This is a genomic window from Paenibacillus sp. J22R98 (genome assembly GCF_059383835.1).
On sequence record NZ_JBXENW010000006.1, the window covers coordinates 297,409 to 319,268 of the forward strand.

At 47.1% G+C, this 21,860-nt stretch carries 15 protein-coding genes; 1 reads left to right on the forward strand and 14 read right to left on the reverse strand.

Annotated features, from left to right (window positions below):
• Positions 1-44 precede the first annotated feature (44 nt).
• The 5 genes from AC50Y3_RS18925 to AC50Y3_RS18945 form a co-directional block, all read right to left on the reverse strand.
• Positions 45-929, reverse strand: coding sequence for a carbohydrate ABC transporter permease (locus tag AC50Y3_RS18925; RefSeq protein ID WP_494820279.1), 885 nt, complete (start codon positions 927-929; stop codon positions 45-47).
• Between the two features lie 12 nt (positions 930-941).
• Positions 942-1,853 (reverse strand): ABC transporter permease, encoded by a 912-nt coding sequence (locus AC50Y3_RS18930; protein WP_494820280.1) that lies wholly within the window; start codon positions 1,851-1,853, stop codon positions 942-944.
• 79 nt (positions 1,854-1,932) lie between these two features.
• Entirely contained in the window at positions 1,933-3,639 is a 1,707-nt protein-coding gene (locus tag AC50Y3_RS18935) for an extracellular solute-binding protein (protein WP_494820281.1), read from the reverse strand.
• An 80-nt stretch (positions 3,640-3,719) separates the two neighbouring features.
• Positions 3,720-5,405, reverse strand: coding sequence for a response regulator transcription factor (locus tag AC50Y3_RS18940; RefSeq protein WP_494820282.1), 1,686 nt, complete (start codon positions 5,403-5,405; stop codon positions 3,720-3,722).
• Positions 5,398-7,152, reverse strand: coding sequence for a sensor histidine kinase (locus AC50Y3_RS18945; RefSeq protein ID WP_494820283.1), 1,755 nt, complete (start codon positions 7,150-7,152; stop codon positions 5,398-5,400). Before AC50Y3_RS18945 ends, AC50Y3_RS18940 begins: the two co-directional genes overlap by 8 nt.
• Before the next feature lie 306 nt (positions 7,153-7,458).
• Between AC50Y3_RS18945 and AC50Y3_RS18950 the strand changes: the two genes are divergently transcribed.
• On the forward strand, positions 7,459-8,346 hold the full coding sequence (locus tag AC50Y3_RS18950; RefSeq protein WP_494820284.1) for a LysR family transcriptional regulator: 888 nt from the start codon (positions 7,459-7,461) through the stop codon (positions 8,344-8,346).
• Positions 8,347-8,404: 58 nt separating this feature from the next.
• On the opposite strand, the gene AC50Y3_RS18955 is transcribed toward AC50Y3_RS18950, so the two are convergent.
• The 9 genes from AC50Y3_RS18955 to AC50Y3_RS18995 form a co-directional block, all read right to left on the reverse strand.
• Positions 8,405-9,502: a mandelate racemase/muconate lactonizing enzyme family protein gene (locus AC50Y3_RS18955; RefSeq protein ID WP_494820285.1), complete on the reverse strand. Its 1,098-nt coding sequence runs from the start codon at positions 9,500-9,502 to the stop codon at positions 8,405-8,407.
• A 35-nt stretch (positions 9,503-9,537) separates the two neighbouring features.
• Positions 9,538-10,299: an SDR family NAD(P)-dependent oxidoreductase gene (locus AC50Y3_RS18960; protein WP_494820286.1), complete on the reverse strand. Its 762-nt coding sequence runs from the start codon at positions 10,297-10,299 to the stop codon at positions 9,538-9,540.
• On the reverse strand, positions 10,296-12,422 hold the full coding sequence (locus AC50Y3_RS18965) for an alpha-galactosidase (RefSeq protein WP_494820287.1): 2,127 nt from the start codon (positions 12,420-12,422) through the stop codon (positions 10,296-10,298). The genes AC50Y3_RS18960 and AC50Y3_RS18965 overlap by 4 nt, the downstream gene beginning before the upstream one ends.
• 22 nt (positions 12,423-12,444) lie before the next feature.
• On the reverse strand, positions 12,445-14,220 hold the full coding sequence (locus AC50Y3_RS18970) for a glycoside hydrolase family 35 protein (protein ID WP_494820288.1): 1,776 nt from the start codon (positions 14,218-14,220) through the stop codon (positions 12,445-12,447).
• The gene (locus AC50Y3_RS18975) at positions 14,217-15,914 is read right to left on the reverse strand and encodes an alpha-1,3-galactosidase-related protein (RefSeq protein WP_494820289.1); all 1,698 of its coding nucleotides are present in this window, start codon (positions 15,912-15,914) and stop codon (positions 14,217-14,219) included. Before AC50Y3_RS18975 ends, AC50Y3_RS18970 begins: the two co-directional genes overlap by 4 nt.
• On the reverse strand, positions 15,911-18,178 hold the full coding sequence (locus AC50Y3_RS18980; RefSeq protein WP_494820290.1) for a glycosyl hydrolase family 95 catalytic domain-containing protein: 2,268 nt from the start codon (positions 18,176-18,178) through the stop codon (positions 15,911-15,913). The genes AC50Y3_RS18975 and AC50Y3_RS18980 overlap by 4 nt, the downstream gene beginning before the upstream one ends.
• Before the next feature lie 75 nt (positions 18,179-18,253).
• Positions 18,254-19,954, reverse strand: coding sequence for a type 2 periplasmic-binding domain-containing protein (locus AC50Y3_RS18985; protein WP_494820291.1), 1,701 nt, complete (start codon positions 19,952-19,954; stop codon positions 18,254-18,256).
• Between the two features lie 53 nt (positions 19,955-20,007).
• Positions 20,008-20,937 (reverse strand): carbohydrate ABC transporter permease, encoded by a 930-nt coding sequence (locus AC50Y3_RS18990; RefSeq protein WP_494820292.1) that lies wholly within the window; start codon positions 20,935-20,937, stop codon positions 20,008-20,010.
• Positions 20,937-21,836 carry an ABC transporter permease gene (locus AC50Y3_RS18995; RefSeq protein WP_494820293.1) on the reverse strand — a complete coding sequence of 300 codons (900 nt, stop codon included), beginning with the start codon at positions 21,834-21,836 and terminating at the stop codon, positions 20,937-20,939. The genes AC50Y3_RS18990 and AC50Y3_RS18995 overlap by 1 nt, the downstream gene beginning before the upstream one ends.
• Between the last annotated feature and the right edge of the window lie 24 nt (positions 21,837-21,860).

Consider the following 21,860-nt stretch of genomic DNA (forward strand, 5'->3'; position numbering starts at 1 on the left):
ATGAATGTACAGTCCTCTCCAACAAATGAATGATATTTACATTGCTACTCTTTCACGCTTCCCACAACGATTCCTTTTACGAAGAACCTTTGCAGGAACGGATATACAAGCAAGATCGGCAATGAGCCTACGATAATTTGAGCGGCTTTCGTCGTACGGTCGGAAATCTCGGACATATGCTTCGCCTGCAGCATGCTGATTTTGTTGAAATCGGGTTTGATGATGATCGTCTGCAAATACGTAGCAAGCGGATATTTATCCGGTGACTTCATCAGAATCAGCCCGTCAAACCAGGAGTTCCATTGACCGACAAAGGCAAACAACAGGATGGTCGCAATCGATGGCATCGAAATCGGCACAAGAATTCGCCACAGTGTCGTCCAATGCGAAGCACCGTCAATGAATGCGGACTCCTCCAGTTCCTTCGGCAAGCCGCGGAAGAAATTCAGCATGAGAACGGCATTAAACACTTGTACCGCTCCCGGCAGCACTAATCCCCATATCGAGTTGTCGAGCGAGAACATCTTAATCGTCATATACCACGGAATAAGCCCGCCGCCAAACAGTACCGTGAACATGAAATACCAGGCGTACAAGGTCCGAAACCGGAAATCCTTAACTTCCTTGGACAAAGGATAAGCCAGCAGGATCGTAAAGAATATACTGATCGTTACCCCAAGCACGCAGCGCTCTATCGAAATGAAGAACGACTTCACAAACTGAGAGTTCGATAGAATGAACGAATACGACGCCGCTGTCGCATCGACAGGCCATAGCTTGACTAGACCGGCAGACGCGGCAGTGCTGGTGCTAAACGAAATGGCAAGTACATGCACCATCGGAGCCAGACATAGAAGCGATAACAGAATAAGAAAAACATGATTAAATACGCTAAACGTACGGTATTTAAATGACGGACGATGAATCATAGGTTTGTCCCCCTAAAATATGCGATAGTTAGATAGTCGGTACGCGAGCCAATACGAGATGCTAATCAGCAGTAAGGACACGACGGATTTGAACAGTCCCATCGCCGTTGCAACACTGTATTGCGCGTTGACGATACCGGTACGATAGACGAGTGTATCCAATATATCGCCTGTTTCGTATACGGTCGCATTATACAGGGTGAAAATTTGATCGAATCCGGCATTAAGCACATTGCCTAAGCTTAACGTCATCATCAAGATCACAATTGGGAAAATGGTCGGAACCGTAATATGCCTCGTTTGCTGCATGGGTGTAGCGCCATCGATGACAGCTGCTTCATATAAGGACGGGTTCACGCTTGTAATCGCAGCTAAATAGACGATCGTACTGAAGCCGAACTCCTTCCAAACATCCGATATAATTAGCACTGGCCGGAACCAATCGTTGCTGCCTAAGAAGAAGATAGGTTCAAAACCCAGACTCTTAATCACTTGGTTGACAATCCCTGACTCGGGGGACAGAATGTCAATTAATATTCCGCCCAAAATAATCCAGGACAGAAAGTGAGGCAAATAGATCAGCGTCTGAATACCGCGCTTAATTAACGCGTTTCGAACTTCATTGAGCAGCAGGGCGATCGCAATAGGTACAATAAGGCCGACAACAATTTTAATAGAGGCAATAATGAGCGTGTTCTGGATCGCCTGCATCGTATCCGGCATCATAAAGATATAATGAAAGTTATCGAAGCCCACCCATTTGGAATGGAAAAAGCCCATTAACCCCTTGCCTTTAAGGCGAATAAACTTCTGAAAGGCGAGCACGATCCCAACCATCGGGAAATAACTGAAAATAAGAGCGAAAATAAAGCTGGGAAAAATCATGGCATGCAGCGGAAGTTCCTTTCTCAACCTTCTGTACATAGAGGCACCTCCTAGTTTCCCTATAAAAGTAAAGAGAGAGGAGTGAGGGACCCTCCTCTCTCTTTCTATTCACTTCCTATTACTGCTTTGCTGCCCAATCATTCACTTCAGCTGTAATTTGATCGCCGCCAAGCTTCTTCCATTGCTCGACGAACTTATCGAATTCTTCGATCGGCGCAGCGCCCATAATGATTTTGGTAAAGGTTTCATTTTGCAATTTGTCCAGCACGCCTTGTTTCTCAACCATCGTCGGCGTATTGGCGCCTAGGTAACCCGTCGTAAGCAAGGTATCTTTATAACCAGCCAATACCTCGAATGAAGATTCCGTCGGACCTGCTTGGCGATAAGTCGCCCACTGTTCTTGGTCGCCGTTCATAAACGCCGTGATTTTCTCGTACAGGGACTTTTGCTCCGGATTCAGCGCAGCTGTATCTTTGGATTCCACTGCCCCTTTAACTGCAAGGTAGTTATCCGGAACGTCCTTATTAGGTGCGAATACTTGGAATACCGGATATTGGAAGAGCTCTGTTCCTTTTGCGGATACGGAGTACTTCGCCCAGTCCGCCGTCTGCCCATAAGCACGTTCCAGCCATAGGTTTAGCATTTTCACGATCACTTCAGGATGCTCGAAGCCATCTTTAGCCACATAATATTCGTATACAGGGAAGCCTACGCCTGCGATTGCCGGCTTATCATCTGCGGAAACGATCGGAAACGGCTTCCACTCCATGCCTGGATTTTGCTTTCTAGCATCGTTAAACGGCCAGTAAGAATACCAGTTCGCGCCGAAATAGATGCCTACTTTGTTTTGTGAGATGGATTCAATCACTTTACCTCCATCTTTCACGGCAAACTCTTTATCCAAGAAGCCTGCTTTATACAGCTTCTGAAGCTCCCCTAATGCTGTTTTCATTTCAGGAGCGATGTTTCCGTTCGTCAGCTTGCCTGATGCGTCTTTCACCCAAATGCCGGGATAAGCGTGGAATCCATTGTAGAAGCCGGTCAAACCACTAAGCTCTTTGCTGATCGCTAGGCCGAATGTGTCATTCTTGCCGTTCCCGTCCGGGTCCTTGGTCATGAATGCTTCAGAAATTTTGAGCAGCTCATCCATCGTCTTCGGCGGCTGCATGCCCAGTTTTTCCATCCAATCCGTACGAATCCACAGAATATCTGCGCTCGTAATATTTCCGCCGAATTTCGGAATCGCCATCAGTTTACCATCGAAGGTGGCTGATTTAAGTGCAAGTCCTCCATCTTGATTTGCCAATTCCTTCAGTGCAGGTGAAGCGTACTTCTCCCATACCTCTGTTAAATCTTGAATTTGCTCGCCTTCTACCAACTGGTTCATCTGCTTCGTAGTGACGCCGAATACATCCGGAATGTCATTAGAAGCAATGGAAATATCCAATTTGTTGCTATCACCGCTTGGATCGCCTAGCCAGTCGTACACAAGCTTAATGCCTAAAGCGCTGTCATACTCTCTAGTCCAAACATTATTCTCATTCGTATCGCCATTCTCAAAGCGGTCTGCCGGGAGGGCCATCCGTACAGAATGTACGGTAATAGGCGGAACGTATTTACCGAATGGGTCAACCGTGCCTTCAGCGTCCGTGTTAGTCGATGTCGTGTTTGTATTTGCGCCATTATTTGCGGATGTCGCTTCACTCTCTGTCGATTGCTTCGAAGCTTCATTACCCGCATTGTTGTTTTCCCCGCATGCCGAAAGCATAAGCGAAGTTGTAAGTAAGCACGCGGCGAAGAGTGTAATCTTTTCTTTTCTTGCCATTTCTTAACCCCCTGGTTTGGATGTATTGCTTACAAGTTGATTATAAGTAGACGAAGGGGCAGCCATCTATTCGCCTTTCTTTACTTTACACTCGCATTTCTAGACATCACGACACTATCCCGATATTCCTGAGGCGTCATCTGCAGAGCCTTCCGAAAGAAGCGAAAGAACGACTGCTCCGATAAAAAACCGACAGAAGTAGAAATTTCATGGATTTTCAAGCGATTTTCTTCCAGCAGTTCTTTGGTTTTCGCAAGCCTCGCCGTCATAATATAGTCGGATAAGCCTTCATTCGTGACCTGCTTGTACAACCGAGATAGATACGAAGGATTGTGTCCAACCACATCACCAATACGATTAAGCGTCAAATCCCCTGCTATGTTCTGCTGAACATAACGCTGCACCATCCGAATCACATCGTGCTCCTGATTTCCTTTGCCTGCCTGTTTATGCTCAAACAGCGCCTCCGCCAGCTTATAGAAATAATCCACTACTTCCTTCCAGTTGTCATGACAATCAAGAGCCGTCATTTTACCCAAATGGACTCGGCCTCCAACCTCACTCTGAACTTCCCAGCGGTTGATATAAGATAAGAAGATAGAGACGAGTGTGAAATAAACTTCCGTCTTTATTGCATTCTTAGCAGCCGCGCAGTCTGTCAGCGCTGTCATAATGCCTATATATTCAGCCATAAATTGCTCCTTCTGCCCGTTCTCCAGCAAGGTATGCAGCAAATTCAGCCTCTTGAGCTGCTTTCGTTGATCATGCTCTACTTGATCGGCTGAGGTAATCGTGATCGTTGGCTCTATAAGCAGCAGCTGTTGACTCAGCCCAAGCCCCCGGTTTAGGAGCTGCTGCAAATGTTCGAATTGCTCCGATATGCGATCCCATTCCTTGAACGAAGCGCCTATGGCAATGGAAAGATTCAGCTTGAGTAAGACACTGCAAGAGTCCTGCATCATCTCCGCCGTTCCCTTTAGAAAAACAAGACAACGCTGCTCTAGCTCGGCAAGCTCGGCGGTGGACAAATCTCCCATCTGCTCATTGGGCTGAATCAGCCACAGCAGTTTTGTTTTTCTCTCAAAATCAAACGAAATGAATTGCACCTTCGCCGCTAGATATTCCTTCGCAATGTTCTGAATGGCAAATAGATATAACGATTTGTCAAAAGGACGCGTGTCCTCCTTCCAATTGTCTATCCTGCCGATCATAGCAACGACAGGTTTAGTAGGATCAAGTTCAATGTCAGCTTCCTCAAAGCTTCGGCTGAGCACGCCATTTGCAAGCGCCCCCCCTTGTACAAGCTCCATAAGCAGCTCTTTCTGCAGTAATGGTGTCATCGCTTGCATCTGCTGCTTCGATTTAGCAATATACGCTTCAGCCTCGACCGCTTCCGATAGAGCCGTCAGTGCTTTCTGAACGGAAGCGACGATCACTTCTTCTCCTTCAGTCTTTAATAAGTAATCGACGCCTCCGTTTCGCATCGCTTCATGGATATAATCAAAATCATTGTAGCCCGTTAGAAAAATCACTTTACATCGCGGCCAGTAGTTGATGATCTCGCGATGGAGCTCTAAGCCGCTCATGCCAGGCATTCGAATATCCGTCAAGACGATATCGATCTTCACCGTTCGCATGCAGCGAAGCGCTTCTGCCGAAGAGTAGGCGCAAAGCAGCTCCAATTCGGGAATAGCCTTTCTTTCAAACAAATCCAGAATACTTTCTACGATAAATGGTTCATTATCGACAATGAGTAATCTATACAACCTTCTCCACTCCCTTAGCAGATAATCTCATCTCCACCCGAACGCCGCCCTCTACTCCTCGAGACACAGAAAGTCCATACTGCTCGCCATATCGTAATTTGAGGCGTCGATGCACATTCAGAATACCGGTGGATTCTTTCTCCAGAACATGTGATTGTATCCGATTTCGCAAGTCATTAAGACCCGCTTCCGAAATGTTCTCCCCATTGTCCTCCACTTTAATCACTAAGTCCTCATCGTCTGTTTCAAATCTAATGGAAAGGATGCCATCCGAAACCTTGTCTTCCAGACCATGCACGTAAGCGTTCTCAATGACGGGCTGCAAGATAAGCCTAGGAACGGACAGCCTGCGGAACATCTCCGGCAGCTCCTCCCATTCCACTCTGATTTGTCTGGAGAAACGCAGTGTCTGTATCTCGGTATAGGCCTTTGAATGTTGAACCTCTTGGTCGAGCGTGACGGTTTCATTTCCCGTACGAGTAATAAATTTGAAATAGTCTCCAAGGTGTTGAATGAGCGGTTCCGCCGTTTCAATATTACGCATCCGAACAAGTCCCTGCAGCATAAAGAAGCTGTTATATAGAAAGTGCGGATTAATCTGAGATTGCAGCTGTTTAAGCTCCGCTTGCTGGGAACGAATGCGCTCCTCATAAACCTCTCCGATCAGCTTATGTAACTGGCTGACCATTGCATTGAATTGTCCATATAAGTATTTAAATTCGTCGGTGTAGTTATGGTCAATCTCGACCTGCAAATCCCCCTTTTCCACCCTGCGAAAGGAAGTGACAAGCCGTTTGAGCGGCCGATGAATTAAGCGGAAGATCCAGTAAGAAAAGGCAACGATAATAATGGTGGATAAAATAGACAACAGCCATAAAAATTTACGATAGGTATCCAAGGGACCCAACACTTCATCAGCAGGAATATACACAACTAAATAGGTGTCTAGCAGCTTCGAGTACTCATACGTAATCAAGTAATTCATGCCGTTCATGTTGATGTTGCCTTGATCACTCGGTCTTCCGCTAATATCCGGGTTGTTTAGGAACTTCCTTAGCTCAGGAGATATTTGATCGTTTTTCCCATCCGAAAATGCCCAATTCTGTTTAACATTGATAAAGGAGGCGCCCGCCCCATTCATGTCGACGATTTGACGAAGCGTTTCCTGAATCTTCTTCGTGGATAGATCAACTCCAAGCGCAATCGTCAAAGGCAGCTTCTGAAACGGATCGGGATATACTTCACTCAGAAAGAGACCCTTCTTCCAGTAAGTGATCTTCGATCCAGAGCGGCCTGACATCTTTAGAGCGTTTAGCTCGTCTGACGGAATGTGATTGTCGTAGCTGTTGGAGAATATCCCTCTCTCCATGGAAGGGATGTACACCTTGACATTGTCCACATATAAACTGGATGTTTTCAGTAAATTTAGCCTGTCTTTCACTTTAAGAATCGTCTGAACTCTTGTGTAATCGTCCATATCCGCGGCGATCGTTCGAATTTTGAGAAAATCCTCGTTGAAAATAAGCTCTTTGTTGATCTGGATAATACGATCCATTTCGCTTTCAAACGAACTCATATAGAAATGGACATTCGTTAGGACGGATTGCGACAATTCCTCTCGCATGTTCTTCTCGGCGGATTGGATGATAAAGATGCTGATGCTAAAGATCGGAATGATTACGACTAAAAATGATAGCAGCAGCTTTGTAAAAATACCTGCTTTAAATGGTGCCTTAAATATCCGCATGCTGATCCCCCGAATTCATTGAAGTTGGATTGTTGGACGTATTGGAGTTAGACAAAGGTAATAACATTCTATATCTCATGGAAATTCCCTCCCTAATCGATAGGAATTGGTATAAAGAACCTGTCGAATCACGCGTAAATAGCAAAAAAAGCACTTCCACAGCGGGGTCAGTGCCTTCTAAATGAATGATTTTACTGTATCAGCCAAATCGTTAATTATTTTTCTTCTTATCTGCCCTCAAATTGATCTAAGTATAGGGATAATGAGAAATAATGTATAATACTCGATCGTAGGGGGATATCACAGTTGGAGCTGCTTCAATTGCAATACTTTGTAACAACGGCCAAACTAGAGCAAATGACGAAAGCGGCGGAAATTTTACAAATCGCTCAGCCTTCGCTAAGCAGAACAATATCAAGACTCGAGGAGCATTTCGGTGTTCCCTTATTTGACAGACAGGGCCGCACGATCCGATTAAACGCGTATGGAAAGGTGCTTCTTAAGCGGGTAGAACATGTCTTTCAGGAGTTAGAGGAAGCTGAGCGGGAAATCAGGGACATGTCCGGATTGGATCGGGGAGTAATAACGCTTGCAGTCTCCCTTACGAACCTCTTGCCGGAAATGCTCGGCGCATTCTTGCAGCTGCATCCGAACGTGAATTTTCGTCAAATCGTAGAACCAACCGACGTCATGAACCAAATGCTCGAAAACGGCGAAATCGATATGTGTCTCACGTTTGCCCAGATTGAAGGCCCCGATATCGAGTGGGAGCTGCTGCGAACGGAAGAAATCCATCTGTTCGTACCGGATCATCATCCTTTACTTGGACGTGAAAGTGTCTCGTTACATGAACTGAAGCAGGAATCGTTCATTGGATTACATACCGGGTATTGGTTCAGGAATATGACAGATCGCTTGTGTATGACTGCTGCCGGCTTTACTCCCAGGACGACGATTGAAGTAGACGATGTAGATGCGGTGCTGCTGCTGTTGAAAAAAGGACATGGCATTGCTTTCGCCCCTGATCTGGCTTGGCGAACAAGAATGGATCTGACGCCGAACAAAGTAAAAATCTCAGATCTCGGCGGCAGCATGTCGCTAGGTCTTGCCTGGTCTAGAAAACATTATTTGTCCGCTGCAGCTCAGAAGTTTCGAGAGTTTGTTATCGATTACTTCAAGAGTCTTGAATGGTGACCAAACAAAAGTCCTGATATAATCAAGGGTTCCTTGACTATCAGGACTTTAGTGTTCATTATCTCACGCGATACTCTTTAAAAAATTGCGGAAGAATCGTCGTAGAGGCACCCGGCAGTTCGGGAAGAACATAATGCCCTTCTTTTACAGTCGCCGGCTCTTCAAAGATATGTCGTATCCATGGGATATACTCTAGCATGATTGCATTTTGAGTTGATGCAACGAGATGCTGGTGTATTTGTCCCATATCGCCTACGTGAGGGCAGATTGGAATATCATAAGAAGCTGCTAAGCCTGCTACCTGTAGCCACTCTGTAATACCGCCAACGCGTGTAACGTCCACTTGGCAATACTCGATGGCACCTTGGTGAATATAATCACGGAAAGCATATTTATTGTAGACATGTTCGCCTAGCGCAATCGGCACGTTTAGTGCATCTGCGAGCTTCTTATGACCCATGATATCATCCGGATTAAGCGGCTCTTCCAGCCAGAACAGATCGAATTCCTCCAGCTTCTTGCCCCAAGTCATTGCAGTATTGATATTCCACTGTTGATTCACGTCAATCATGAAAATCACATCGTCTCCGATCGCCTTGCGTACTGCTTTGCAGCGGTCGTAGTCTTCTCGCGGATCCGGCTTGCCCACTTTGATCTTCACACCCGTAAATCCTGCTTCCACGATCTCCGTTACATCCTTCAGCAGGCGCTCCTTCGACCAGTTCAACCAGCCGCCGTTCGTGTTATACGCTTTAATCGGCTTCGACTTCGCCCCGCCAAGCAGCTGCCATAACGGCTTATTCGACGCCTTCGCCATGATGTCCCAAAGCGCAATATCTACAGCTGCAAGCGCCATATGCGTAACGCCGGCTCTGCCGATCCAATGCATGTTGCCAAAACGCATGTCATCCCACATTTCCTTCACCATGAAAGGATCTTTACCGATGAGCAGCGGCGCATAGTACTTCTCAATCGTATCGACGATCATATCGTCGCCGTGAGCGCATGTTCCTGTGTAGCCAAAGCCTACATAACCCTCGTCGGTATAGATACGCACGCCTGCTAAGCCCCAATGCGTTGCAACATTAATAGCATCTGTAATCGGTGGCGTGATCGGCACGTGCAGAACAAAGCTTTCAACTTTGGTAATTTTCATGTGTTCCATCTCCCAGTCGTGTGATATGAATGCGATTAGTAGCCTAGCGATGCTCCTCCATCCACAGGTAACGCAACGCCGGTAACAAAACCTGATTGGTGGCTAGCCAAGAAGAGCGCCGCTTGTGCGATCTCATCTGCGTTAGCTGGACGGCCAAACGCGTGCATGTCGTTAAGGGCTTGCACGGTGGCTTCCGGATCATCCTGCTGCCGTATCCATTGCTGCAATAAAGGAGTAGACACGCCAGCCGGGCAAATGCAATTGACGCGAACGCCATCATGCGCATAATCCAGGGCCAGAGATTTTGTTAGCGCGATTACGCCGCCTTTCGTTGCGGCATAGACCGGATTCATCTTTTGCCCGATCAATCCGTTTAGGGAAGCCATGTTGACGATCGTTCCTCGCGTCTTTCGCAATTCCGGGATCGCATGCTTAATCATGAGAAACACGCTTTTCAAATTAATATTTATGAGGCGATCGAATTCATCCTCTTGAAAGTCCTCTAAGTACTTCGGCATAATAACAGCGGCGTTATTGACTAGCACATCCAATCGACCAAATTGCAGTATGGTCTCCTGGATGAGCGCTCGAACATCCGCTTCTTTCGAAACGTCCGCCTTTACTGCAATCACGTCCATTCCGAATGAGCGTAGTTCGTCAGCGAGCCTTGTCCCATCGTTATCGTTCCAGTCCGCGATGACTACTTTCGCAAAATCTGCCGCAAACAATCGTGCAATGGCTTCGCCGATTCCCGAGCCGCCACCGGTGACTATAACCGATTTCCCTGCTAAGCTCATTTTTCCGCCTCCCCTATTGCTTGCTTATAGATACGAATAAGTGCGCTGTCATAATCCCCAACCAGGTGCAGCTTAATCCCGATTTCCTTTAAGGCCTTGCCGCTTACGGGTTCCGCCTCGCCTTCAACTGAATAAAGAGCATGATCTTCCAACCCAGCCAGACGAAGCTTAGGCAGCGTATTCGCGAAAGAGTTCGAGCGCAGGAATGCGAATACGACCGCTTCGTCCTTCGACTTGTTCACATACATCGTCGCGGATAGTTCATTGTCTCTCGGTGATAGCAGCCTGTACTGATCGCCGTGTTGAACCGTTGGGCGGATGCCCTTATACAATTCGATCAGGTCGCGCGCTTCGGCACGTTCTGAATCAGACCATTTCAGCAGATTGTCTCCAATCCCCAAGTTCCCCATCATGGCGCTATGGAACCTGTATTTCAGTGAAAGTTTTCTTTGATTCAATGGATGGACTTCATCCGACACCCAAGCCTCCATAATTTTCGCGCAATAAGCGAATGAGAAGCCTTCCTGAATGCGAAGTCTGTCATAGGCATCCGTATTATCACTGGTCCACACTTGATCAAAGTACTGAATAATACCAAGGTCGACTCTTCCTCCGCCGCCGGAACAAGATTGGAAGATCACATTAGAATGACGCTCCTTTAATCTTCTCACGATCTCATATACGCCTTGGGCATGCCTCACCCAGATTTCGCGCTGTTCGGAGACAGGCGCCTCGGGATATCCCGGTTCGCTGAAATTCCGATTCATGTCCCACTTGATGAATGTGATCGGATGTTTGCTTAATAGATCATCCATAAAACTATAAATATAGTCGCGGACATCTTCCCTCGCCAAATTCAAGACGAGTTGATTGCTGATTTCCGTTCGCTTCCGGGTTGGGAAATGGTACACCCAATCGGGATGCGCGCGATATAGATCGCTGTCCGGGTTCACCATCTCGGGTTCTACCCACAAGCCGAAATCCATTCCGAGCGCATTTACCTTGTCGATCAAACCGTTAAGTCCTCGGGGAAATTTCTCCGGGTTCACATGCCAATCGCCTAATCCGGCTTTGTCATTCATGCGTTTCCCAAACCATCCATCATCGATGACGAATAGCTCCACGCCGATGGAAGCAGCCTCTTCCGCAAGCCTCGCTTGCAGCTCCTCGTCAAAATCAAAATAAGTCGCATCCCACGAGTTATAAAGAACCTTTCTAAGCTCGCTTCTTGCTGGGGCTGGCAGTAAATGTTGAAGCTGCAGACGGTGCATATTTCGGCTCGCTTCCCCGAATCCGGAATTCGAATAGCCAATAAAATAGCTAGGGGTTTTGAAGCTGCTTTGCGGTTTCAAATTCCAGCTGAAATCGAAATCGTTCACGCCTGCGCTTATTTTAACGAGTCCGAAGTGATCCTTCTCCAGCGTAATTTTCCAATTCCCGCTAAACGCAAGCGCGCCGAAATACACTTCACCCAACCTTTCCGTCGCTTGTCCGTCCGGGTCCAATGTATAGAAGGGATTGGCAAAATGACTCGTCGTTCCCCTTCTGCTTTCTAACACGACTTTCGTCGTTGGCAGCATCATCTGATCGAATTGCGTCTCGCCGACCCATTTCCCGGTTAAGTAACCGAGCCGGTAATTCCTGTGTTTGGGTACGAACGTCGAGCCGGAGAGAGCCGCTTCCAACGTTATGCTGGTTTCGGCTTCATTCACGATCACCGCAGCCCGCTCGATAATATCGAGATCTTCGTAGAGTTTATAAGTTAATAGGACCGATAATGGATAGTGCCGATCCTTGAGCACAATCGTCAACGAATCTTCCGTCATACTCCATGATGTATAGTCGAGCACGGCATCCCTTACCTGATCGGCAAAGGTTGCTTTCAAGCACGGTTCCGTAAATTTAGCCTTGGACCACCCCATGAATTCCTCGGCGCCCAATTCACTCCCTAACGTATAGGGATATTTCGCCTCAATCTCAGCGCTTGGGTAATCGGAGAGGTAGGGAAGCTTCTCGCCGAAATAAATGTAATTGATTGTCCCCGTATCGCATAGCCCTATCGCGTATGCCGCCGTTTTGGTTTCCATGACCCATATCGTTCTCTTATCGTCAAACCGAATCATTGTTTTCCCCCTAAACCATTCGCTATCCCAGTTCTGCGAAATCCTGCAGCGTAACGGCAACCTCTTGTGTTCCGTGCAATTCGAAGAGGATCAATTCATTTTCGCCTTTATGCAGGAGAGGAGCAGGTACATACAAGGTTTGTTGCGGACCTCTATCCCAGTAACGTCCCAAATTAAAGCCATTTACATAGGCGACACCTTTCGTCCAACCTTCTAATTTGAGGAATGTATCCCCCAATTCTTCCACTTGAAACTTCCCTCTATAGAATGTAGGTATCGTTGACTGAGCGGAAGTCTTTGTCACCGGCCCGAATTCAAGTCCAGTCAACTGATCCAGCGGAAGCGTATGTATGGTCCAATCAAATAGGAATTGCCGTTCCAGCCTAACACCTTCCGTAATTCCCTTCGCATCCTTGAGCATCCAGCCGTAATTGGTACGTCCCATGTTTTCAACGAGAATGCTTAGCGTCGCTCCTTCCGGAGGGATTTCAAGCAGAATGTCGTTTTCCTTGATAGCTAACGTAATGTCATGGGTGTTTCGATCGATGACGCCTTGATAGCGGCCATCCAAGAAAACAAGCGCGCGATCGCGAACGTTCTGAAGCGCTAACTTGCTCTTCTCCCGCGGCCCCGTTATTCGAGTCGTGTATAGGATGAAACCGTAATTTTGACCGAGCCTCTCCATCGTTTCCGGGCAAGTCCGTTGAACTGGTGACGAAAGCCGCGGAAGCGATTCGAATAACGATACCTGCTCCGTGAGCCGGACGCTTCCATAGTATTGTTTTGGCTGCGAATCGGAGACTTCAATCTCCGGGATATCCACATACTTGGCGATAACATTTCGAATCGCCCGGTACTTGTCCGTGATGTCACCTGACTCGTTCAGCAACGCATTATAATCGTAGCTGGTAACTGTCGGTTCATAGCTGCCAAAGTCGTTGGCGCCATTATAGAATCCGAAGTTCGTTCCGCCATGAAACATGTAGAAGTTTACGGAAGCCCCCGATCTCAAAATCCGGTCAAGCACGTCCGCTACGTCGTCGAAGCCACGGACATGATGCTCTTCACCCCAATGGTCGAACCAACCGTTCCAGTATTCCATGCAGACGAGCGGCCCTTCGGGTTGATACTGATGCAGCTTATCGAATGCCTCTTCCGGCCGCGAGCCGAAATTAACGGTCGCCAATACACCGGGAAGAGAACCGCCTTGAAGCATATGGTCCTCCGGACCATCGGACGTAAATAAGAGGACATCAATCCCTCTATTCCTCATTCCTTGACGCAAGTATTCCAAATAGATATGGTCATTGCCGTAGCTTCCGTACTCGTTTTCGATTTGCATTGCAATTATCGGTCCGCCGTTGGTGCACAGTAGAGGCTTTAACAACGGGATCAGTTTGTCGTAGTAGTTGTCCACCTTCTCCAGGTACTTCTCGTCCATGCAGCGCAATCTCATCTCCGGAGAGGCAAGCAACCAAGCCGGAAACCCTCCGAATTCCCACTCCGCACATATGTACGGGCTCGGACGAACGATGACGAACAAATCCAGTTTTGCCGCAATACCTATAAAGCGCACGATATCCGCAATGCCCTCGAAACAAAATTGACCTTCCCTAGGCTCGTGCAAGTTCCAAGCAATATACGTCTCCACCGTATTGAAGCCGCATGCCTTGAGCTTTAGCAGCCGATCTTCCCAGTAATCGGGAACGATTCGAAAATAATGCATAGCTCCGCTTAGGATGCGAACCGACTCCCCGTTAAAATAAAACTGACTGCCTTCTGTTGTGAAATCGCTCATTTACGCACCTCGTTATTCTGTATGACCTTGTTATCCTGAATCTGAACGCCGCTGCAAGCCGTTAAACGAACCGCCCCAGTCAAATTGACCGGTTTACGAGCAACATCCGTGAATGAGATTTTATTTTTCCGAAATGTCAGTCCACGTGTACTCTTCGCATCGAGCAGAAGCGCATCAGAGGTTAGAATTGTATTTCCTTCAATCCGAATGTTCCGGTGAACAGGGGTATCGAGATCGACGTGTCTATTCTCCGGAGCAATATAAATAACGGGATGCTCTCTCCCCCCACAATGGTTGAACGTGTTGTGGCGTATCGTGACGTCTTCTACTCTACCGGATTCGAACCAGCTCTCCGCATCGTCGGCAATAAGAATTCCGCTCATGGCTAACCGATCGAATTGATTCTGCTCGATGACGACATTACGGCGAGTGGTGACAAGAATCCCTCTCGTAGGAATTCGCGCAAACCGGTTGTTTCGAATCTCCACTTGAGGTGTCCATGTCGTATTTTCGATAACATCTTCGGTTGCAAGATGCTCGGGGACTGGTTTAAGAAGGGTCAATAGGATATCCCGCGGGCTTATCTTTTTGACCGCAAGTACGGTATTGCTTTCGTATGCAGCAAGAGATTTGGCGTTAACGAATTCGATGTCGTCTCCCGGGAAAAAAGCATCAAAGCCATAGCTTTGACCGTGCATGAATCGAACAAGCACTTGATTGAAAGCAGGCTTGTCGACCACCTGCAAATGAGTACCGTGAATGTTAATCGGGTCGTCGTGTGTGCCCTCGATATGGCTGTTCTCGATTCGTATAAGCCCTCGGCAGCCGGTAATATGAATACCATCGGCAAAAGCGGCCGCCGTTCGCCCCGAATCCTTACAAGGTGCGAGAGTCAAGCCGTCAAACGTCAAGTTCTCGCTGAACTGGCCAACTACGCCAAGTCCGTGGGTATAGTGAAGTTTCACGTTTCGCCAAGTAATGTTGCAACTCCTATGAATGAATACACCGGCTTGATCGCGGATGCCGTCACGCATTTGATAGGTTAGGCCTATAGCTGTTTCCGGTATTAAGCCATGATCATAATGAAGCCTCAGCCGCCCGGACGTGATCTCTTCGATATGAATGGCTGATGATATCGGATTAGGTACGCGCCAGGTTGTATTGTTGGCTGGATCGAAGAGTTGTGTCGGACCTTCTTGATAGGCCCACCCTTCTCCTACCCAGCTCAGCTGACCATCAACCAGCTCATACCACGAATCGCGATGAACGCTGACTTCGATAAATCCTGAAGCTATCGCCTCTACAGTCATTTCAGACATCGTCGGTCTTGCGAAGTCCGACTTTAAATTGCGAATTTCGATGTTCACACATAGTTCGAAGACAAACATCGTAAACTTGCCGTGAAATCTGAACAACGCTCCATTTCCCTCAATAGTGACATCGCTCAGCCCTTGAAACAGCGCTCCGACCGTCTTCGTTACATCCGGATTCTCTTGCTCGCTGGCACTATTCGAAATATGGAAAGGGACCTTTGCAGCATGTTCCGGATAGAAGTCATAGCAGCCTTCAGCACATTCCAGTACAACGGGAGCGTCTATGGCAGCAACAGCTTCAAGAGCACGCTGCATCGGAACAACCGTATCTTCCCCGCTGTTGGGATTGGCTCCATAATCCGTTAGACGAACGACAATCATGTACTACGCACCTCACGATCTACTCCTCTCACTGTGCACTGCTCCCCGGCCTCAAGAGAAATCGCGATATTAATGCCGATCGGACATTCGATAACCGCTATAATTCCATCTCGTTCAAATGAAAGCCTTTCGCTATCAAACCGATTTTCGAGCAAAAATTGACCGCTGCGCTCCGCCTGCAATTGCACATACTCCATTCGCCCTCCGGTTGCTTTAGCAGATATTACGATGCCCATTTCACCGCGAAAACGCTTAAACTCAGTGCCTTTCTCAAGCCAATCGTTCGGCACAGCCGCGAAGGGAACAATCTTTTCGCCACTTGTTTGCAAGAGCATCTCTTGCAAAGCATCAGCGGCAGCCATATTTCCTTCCAATGTAAAAGGCCGGTAATGAAACTGGGTCAGTCCCGTTCTCCTATAGTCGCCGTTGAGATGAAATCCGTTAGGCGAGCATAGATGCTCCCAGAACTGGCGCAAATGATACCTTGCAGCTTCACCGTTGCCCTGCCTTGTATATAGAGCCGCCATCCAGGCGAACGAGTAGCCTACCCACATCCCTTTGCCAAGCACCTCAAGATGGGCAATTGTATCATCAATGATCTTCTTCTCCGCCTCGGAACTTCGATACTGGACGGTTTGCAAAGGATAAATGGCCATAGCGTGCGAGAAGTGTCGATGACTCTCTAGCAATCTCTCATCCGGACTTAGCATGAATCCCGATTCATCGACGGCAAGTTCAGGCAGCGCTTCCCCGATTGCTGACCATCGTTCATGATCCTCCTTCAGTCCAAGAAGCTCGGACATAAACGTCAGCCGTTCAAAGAGGTACCGAAGTAACGCCAGATCATAATTACTGTTCGGCGTCAGCCAAGATTGCAGGCTGTCATCATGGATTTCAGGCGAGCTGGAAACAGGAAGCCTTAGCTTACCGTCCTCACCTCTAACCAGTAAGTCCAACAGGCAAAGTGCTGTTTCTTCGAAATAAATGTAAGCCTTTTTTTCCAGAAACCCCCTGTCTCCGGTATATAGCCAATAACGATCGAACGTTTGGCAGAGCCAAATCTGATTCGTTGGGCTGAGCGAATACATCGGCCATCCGCCCAGCGGCTTGCCATCTATGGTCATAACCGAAGGTAAATTGATGCCGCCCGATTCATAATACGATTTCGCAAATTCGCGAGCGGCCGGACGTAGAGTCCACAGAAAGTCGAGAAAGCATTCTCCTTCCTCCAGGTGATTCGCCTTTAAATAATGCCAGTAGCTAAGCTCCGTGTTCAGGTCATGGTGATAATCGCCTTTCCACGGCGGCAGCTTCCCTTCATCGGCCGTCCAAACGCCTTGAAGCGGCATGGGAGGGGCACCTTTCCGTGAACAGGAGCCGAACAAGTAATTCGTGACATACCACTGCTTCTCCATCTCTGGCTCAGGCAAAGTCAGCTCACTTTGCTGCCAATATCGCTCCCACCAAGCCAAGTGGGCTGGAAAAGCTGCATCGAAACCCTCGCGAACAGCAGCCTGCACGTTAAATTTCGCTTCTTCAATCCAATCTTCACCATCGTGGTTAGCAGCCACGATATACACCCATTCTGTCGAACAGTCGGATGTTTGGCGTTCGGCTACAACAATCGCATATTCCAGCTCATGGTTCGTTTGCTGATAGAACCAATACAGATTGCCATCCGTGCCGAATTCCGCTCCAGGGTAACCTAGTAAAGCCAAAGAATCATGCGAGTCGATAGAATGATCTGAATAAGCCGGGGCACTCAGCTTGAGTTGAATCTCGTTTTCTTTCACGCCTTGAAGACGAATATAACCGAGGCCATTCTCCGCATGCAGAAACGTTTCAAGCCGATAGGATGTTCCATCTGCAAGCCAGTTTACCTCCGCCTTTGCCTCGCGAAGATGAAGTCTGCTTGTCATCGTTTCTGCAGAAGATCCAAGCAATTCAATTCGACCTGCGGGCAGCTTGGTAGGATTCGGATACGAAGTGAAGAAGTCGCTGAACCTGCGGGAGATTTGCTGCTGATCCCCGTTTTGCACAAGCTCAACCAAGTTGCGGTACGTAAAGCCCTCGTCGAGCACTTCCGGAACCGGTCTTGTATCCCACAAATCCCCTCTGTCCAGGCTTAAGCGAAGAGGCGATCCGTTGCCCCACACCAAACAGCCGGTTAAGCCGTTTCCGAGAGGAAGCGCCTCATCCCAGCGCTCAATAGGCTTATCGAATTGAAGATCATGATTTACTGAAGGTAGTTTGTATGTATTCATTGCGCACCGCCTTACCGGAGGATATATAAACGGGAATACCCTGCCTTTCAGCAGGGTATTCCCAACAATCTCAATTTATTTACCGTCTTTAGCCATCACATCAGTGACTTCCGTAATTGCTGCTGAAAGCCCTTTGCCTTCATAGCCTTTTACGATATCGTGCCACAGCTTGACCGGATCTTCTTTACTGAGGATAACTTTTGTTAAGTCATCACCAAAATTAATAGTGCTTAGCTTATCTTTAGCTGGAGTCGACAGCGTCAAGAGTTTGAATTCGGTTGGAATTTGCATAGCATTTGCCAACTGCCAATCCATTTCAGCTTTAAGGAAGTCCATCGTTTGTTGCCCCATGTTAATACGGTTCGCTTCGCTGTCATCGTAAATGCCTGCATTAGCCCATACAGCGATTTGGCTTGCAACATCAATGGATGGATACATTGCTTTTATATCTTTGAATTTGCCTGTTGCTTCGTCTTTTGGACGAGTAACTGTGATCGTGTCTCCGGACTTCGTGTAATCCTTGCCTTCAATACCATAGTTAAACAGCTCTTTGCTTTCAGGAGAGATTAGGTAGTCGAAGATTCTTAAGATACGATCCATCTTCTTATCATCTACGTTCGCACTAAACATGCTTTCAGACCACCAGGTTAGTGTCGTGAAACGGTAGATGTTGCCGTCAGCCGAAGGCCAGAGATGCAATGCTTTTACATGGTCATAGAAATTTTGGCCCGGGTTAGCTTTCTCCCACTCTCCTCTGTAAGACAGGTTTGTTAGACCAGCAGCAAGGGCGCCTGCTTTGCCTTGATAGAACTTTTGGTTGGCTTCACCTGCTTTTTCAACCGCAAAGTCCTTATCCAATCCGCCTTCAGCATATAGCTTGCGGGCCTGAGTTACTACAGTATCCATCTGTTTGGACGCATAGAAAGGCATCCATTTTCCGTCTTCTTTCAACCATCCGTTGTTCCCAAGCTGCGGCAATGCTGGAGTTAATATCGTTGAAATGATGCCAGAAGCGTTCAAGACTAAGCCAGTTGTGTCCTTCTTGCCGTTGCCATCTGGATCTTTCTCCTCGAACGCCTTCAGCATGGCTGCAAATTCGTCGAAATTTTTCGGGTCTTGGATGCCCAATTTCTCCATCCAATCTTTACGAACATAAATACCGCGATCCAAGGCCCACATATCGTTATTCGGATAAGTCAAACGTGGAAACGCATACAATTTTCCTTCTTTTGCGATGCCTTCTACAACATCCGGCAGCTTAGCTACTTCCGCTACATTCGGATATTGACTCAGATCGTCCGGAAGCGCACGAATAAGCTTCTGATCGATCCATTCGTTATAGCCTGCAGCGTTGTAGCCGCTGGCAAGGTCATTGGTAATAATATCTGGCAATTGTCCGGATGCGGCCCATACTTGGGACTTCTGTCCGTAGTTGTCCCAGCCTACATCCATCGCTTTAAACGTTACATTGAACTTCTTCTCAATGGATTGCAAAACTTCATCGTGAGGTTGGAATGCAGCGCCGACGCCCCACCAGGATATCGAAATATCCATATGATCCTTCAATGGATCTTCTGTAGGTGCCTCAGTGTTTGCAGCCTCGGTGTTTGCAGCAGCAGCGTCGTTACTAGATGCAGTATTACTGGCAGTTCCCTCATTCGTTGCAGCATTCTCTTTACTTTCATTTGTAGAATTTGAATTTGCACCACAACCGGTGAGCAGCACGAGTAATGCAGTTAATGCAGCAGCGGATTTCATAGATGTTCGTTTGTTCATAATAAAATTCCTTCCCCTCTACTTTTTTTTATAATAAAAGCCGAAGGCTTCTACTAACCTTTTACAGAACCGAGCATGACGCCCTTCGTGAAGTATTTCTGTAAGAACGGATACAAGCATACGATTGGCAATACGCTTACAACCAATACGGCCATCTTGATCATCTCCGGCTGTAAGGCAGCGTTCTGGGAAACGACCGAGCTCGCATGTATACCGTCTAGAATTTGTTGATAGTTCGTTAATATTTCCCTAAGCAGTGCTTGCAAAGGAAGCTTGTTGATGTCGGTCATAAACAGTACACCTAGCCACCATTCATTCCAACGATCCACTGCATAGAACAAGGAAATCGTAGCGATCATCGGCATCGAGATGGGTAAAGCAATTTTGTATAGAATTTGAATGTCATTCGCCCCATCGATCTTTGCCGACTCTTCCAACGCAGCTGGTAAAGTTCTAAAGAACGCAAGGCAGATGATCAGATAGAACGTGTTGACACCAACGGGAAGAACCATGGCAAACAAATTGTCGATGAGATGAAGATTCTTCATCGTTAAGTAGAATGGAATGAGTCCACCATTGAAAAACATCGTGAATATAATGGCTCCCATAACCAGTTTTAGCCCAGGGATGCCTTTCTTCGCTAACACATAGGCGCCAGATAATGTCGTTAGCATGTTTATTAGCGTGCCTACAATGGTTACAAATATGGTGACATTGAAAGATTTTAAGATCCTTGGATCATCCCAAATGTATTGATAGGCCGATAAATCGAATTTCGTCGGGATTAAATAGACCACTTGCTTCGAAATGGACACCGAGTCGCTGAACGACATCAGAATAACGTTATAGAAAGGGAAAATCGTCAACAAAGTCAGCAGGATTAGAATCGTGTGAATAATAACATCAGCTATATGAAACTTTTTACGCTTCTTTACCAATGTCGCAGCTGCCGCAACGCTCTCCCTGGTCATTGTAGCTTCCATTACACCAAGCCCTCCCCGCCTAGTCTTCTTACCGTGTAGTTCGCAAAGTACAGCATAGCGAAGTTTATGACTGCCTTGAACAGACCAACTGCCGTCGTAATTCCAAATCCCGCAGCATCGTTGAAAGCCGATCTAAAAACATAAGTATCGATGATATCGCCGGTTTCATAGACACCTGGATTATAGAGATTAAAAATTTGTTCGAAGCCGCCATTCATCGTATTACCTACAGCCAGAATAAGGAGAATTGCAGCCGTTCCTCGTATCGAAGGCCACGTTACAGCCATTAGCTTCTGAAACCGGTTTGCTCCATCCACATAGGCCGCTTCGTACAGCTCAGGATTAATACCGGCCATCGCCGCAATATAGATGATTGCGCTCCATCCTATCTCCTTCCACATGCTTGAAACAAACAAAAGCGGTCTGAATGAACTCGGATCCGTCAAAAACGTCTGCTTCTCATAGCCCAAGTACGCAATCAATTGATTGATGACACCGGACTCGCCCAGCAGGTTCAGCATGATGCCGCTGATGATAACCCAAGAAATAAAGTGAGGAAACGTATAGACCGTTTGGTAAAACCGCTTAAGCTTGTTTCTCGTTACCTCATTGATGAGAAGGGCAAGAATGATTGCGGCTGGAAACTCAAACACGATTCGACCTACGCTAATAAATACCGTATTGTTAAATGCTTGCCAAAAATCCGGTATCTTGATCAATTCTTTAAAATTGCTCAGTCCTACCCAAGGACTTTTTATGATGCCTTCACCTAAGTGAAAATCTTTGAAAGCGAGAATAACTCCATACATCGGCAAATATTGAAAGATCAAATAATACAGAATGGTAGGCAATAACAACAGATATAAATATCTATTTTGATAAAATTTGTTCCAAGTCATATTGTGCTGCGGCACCTCCGAATA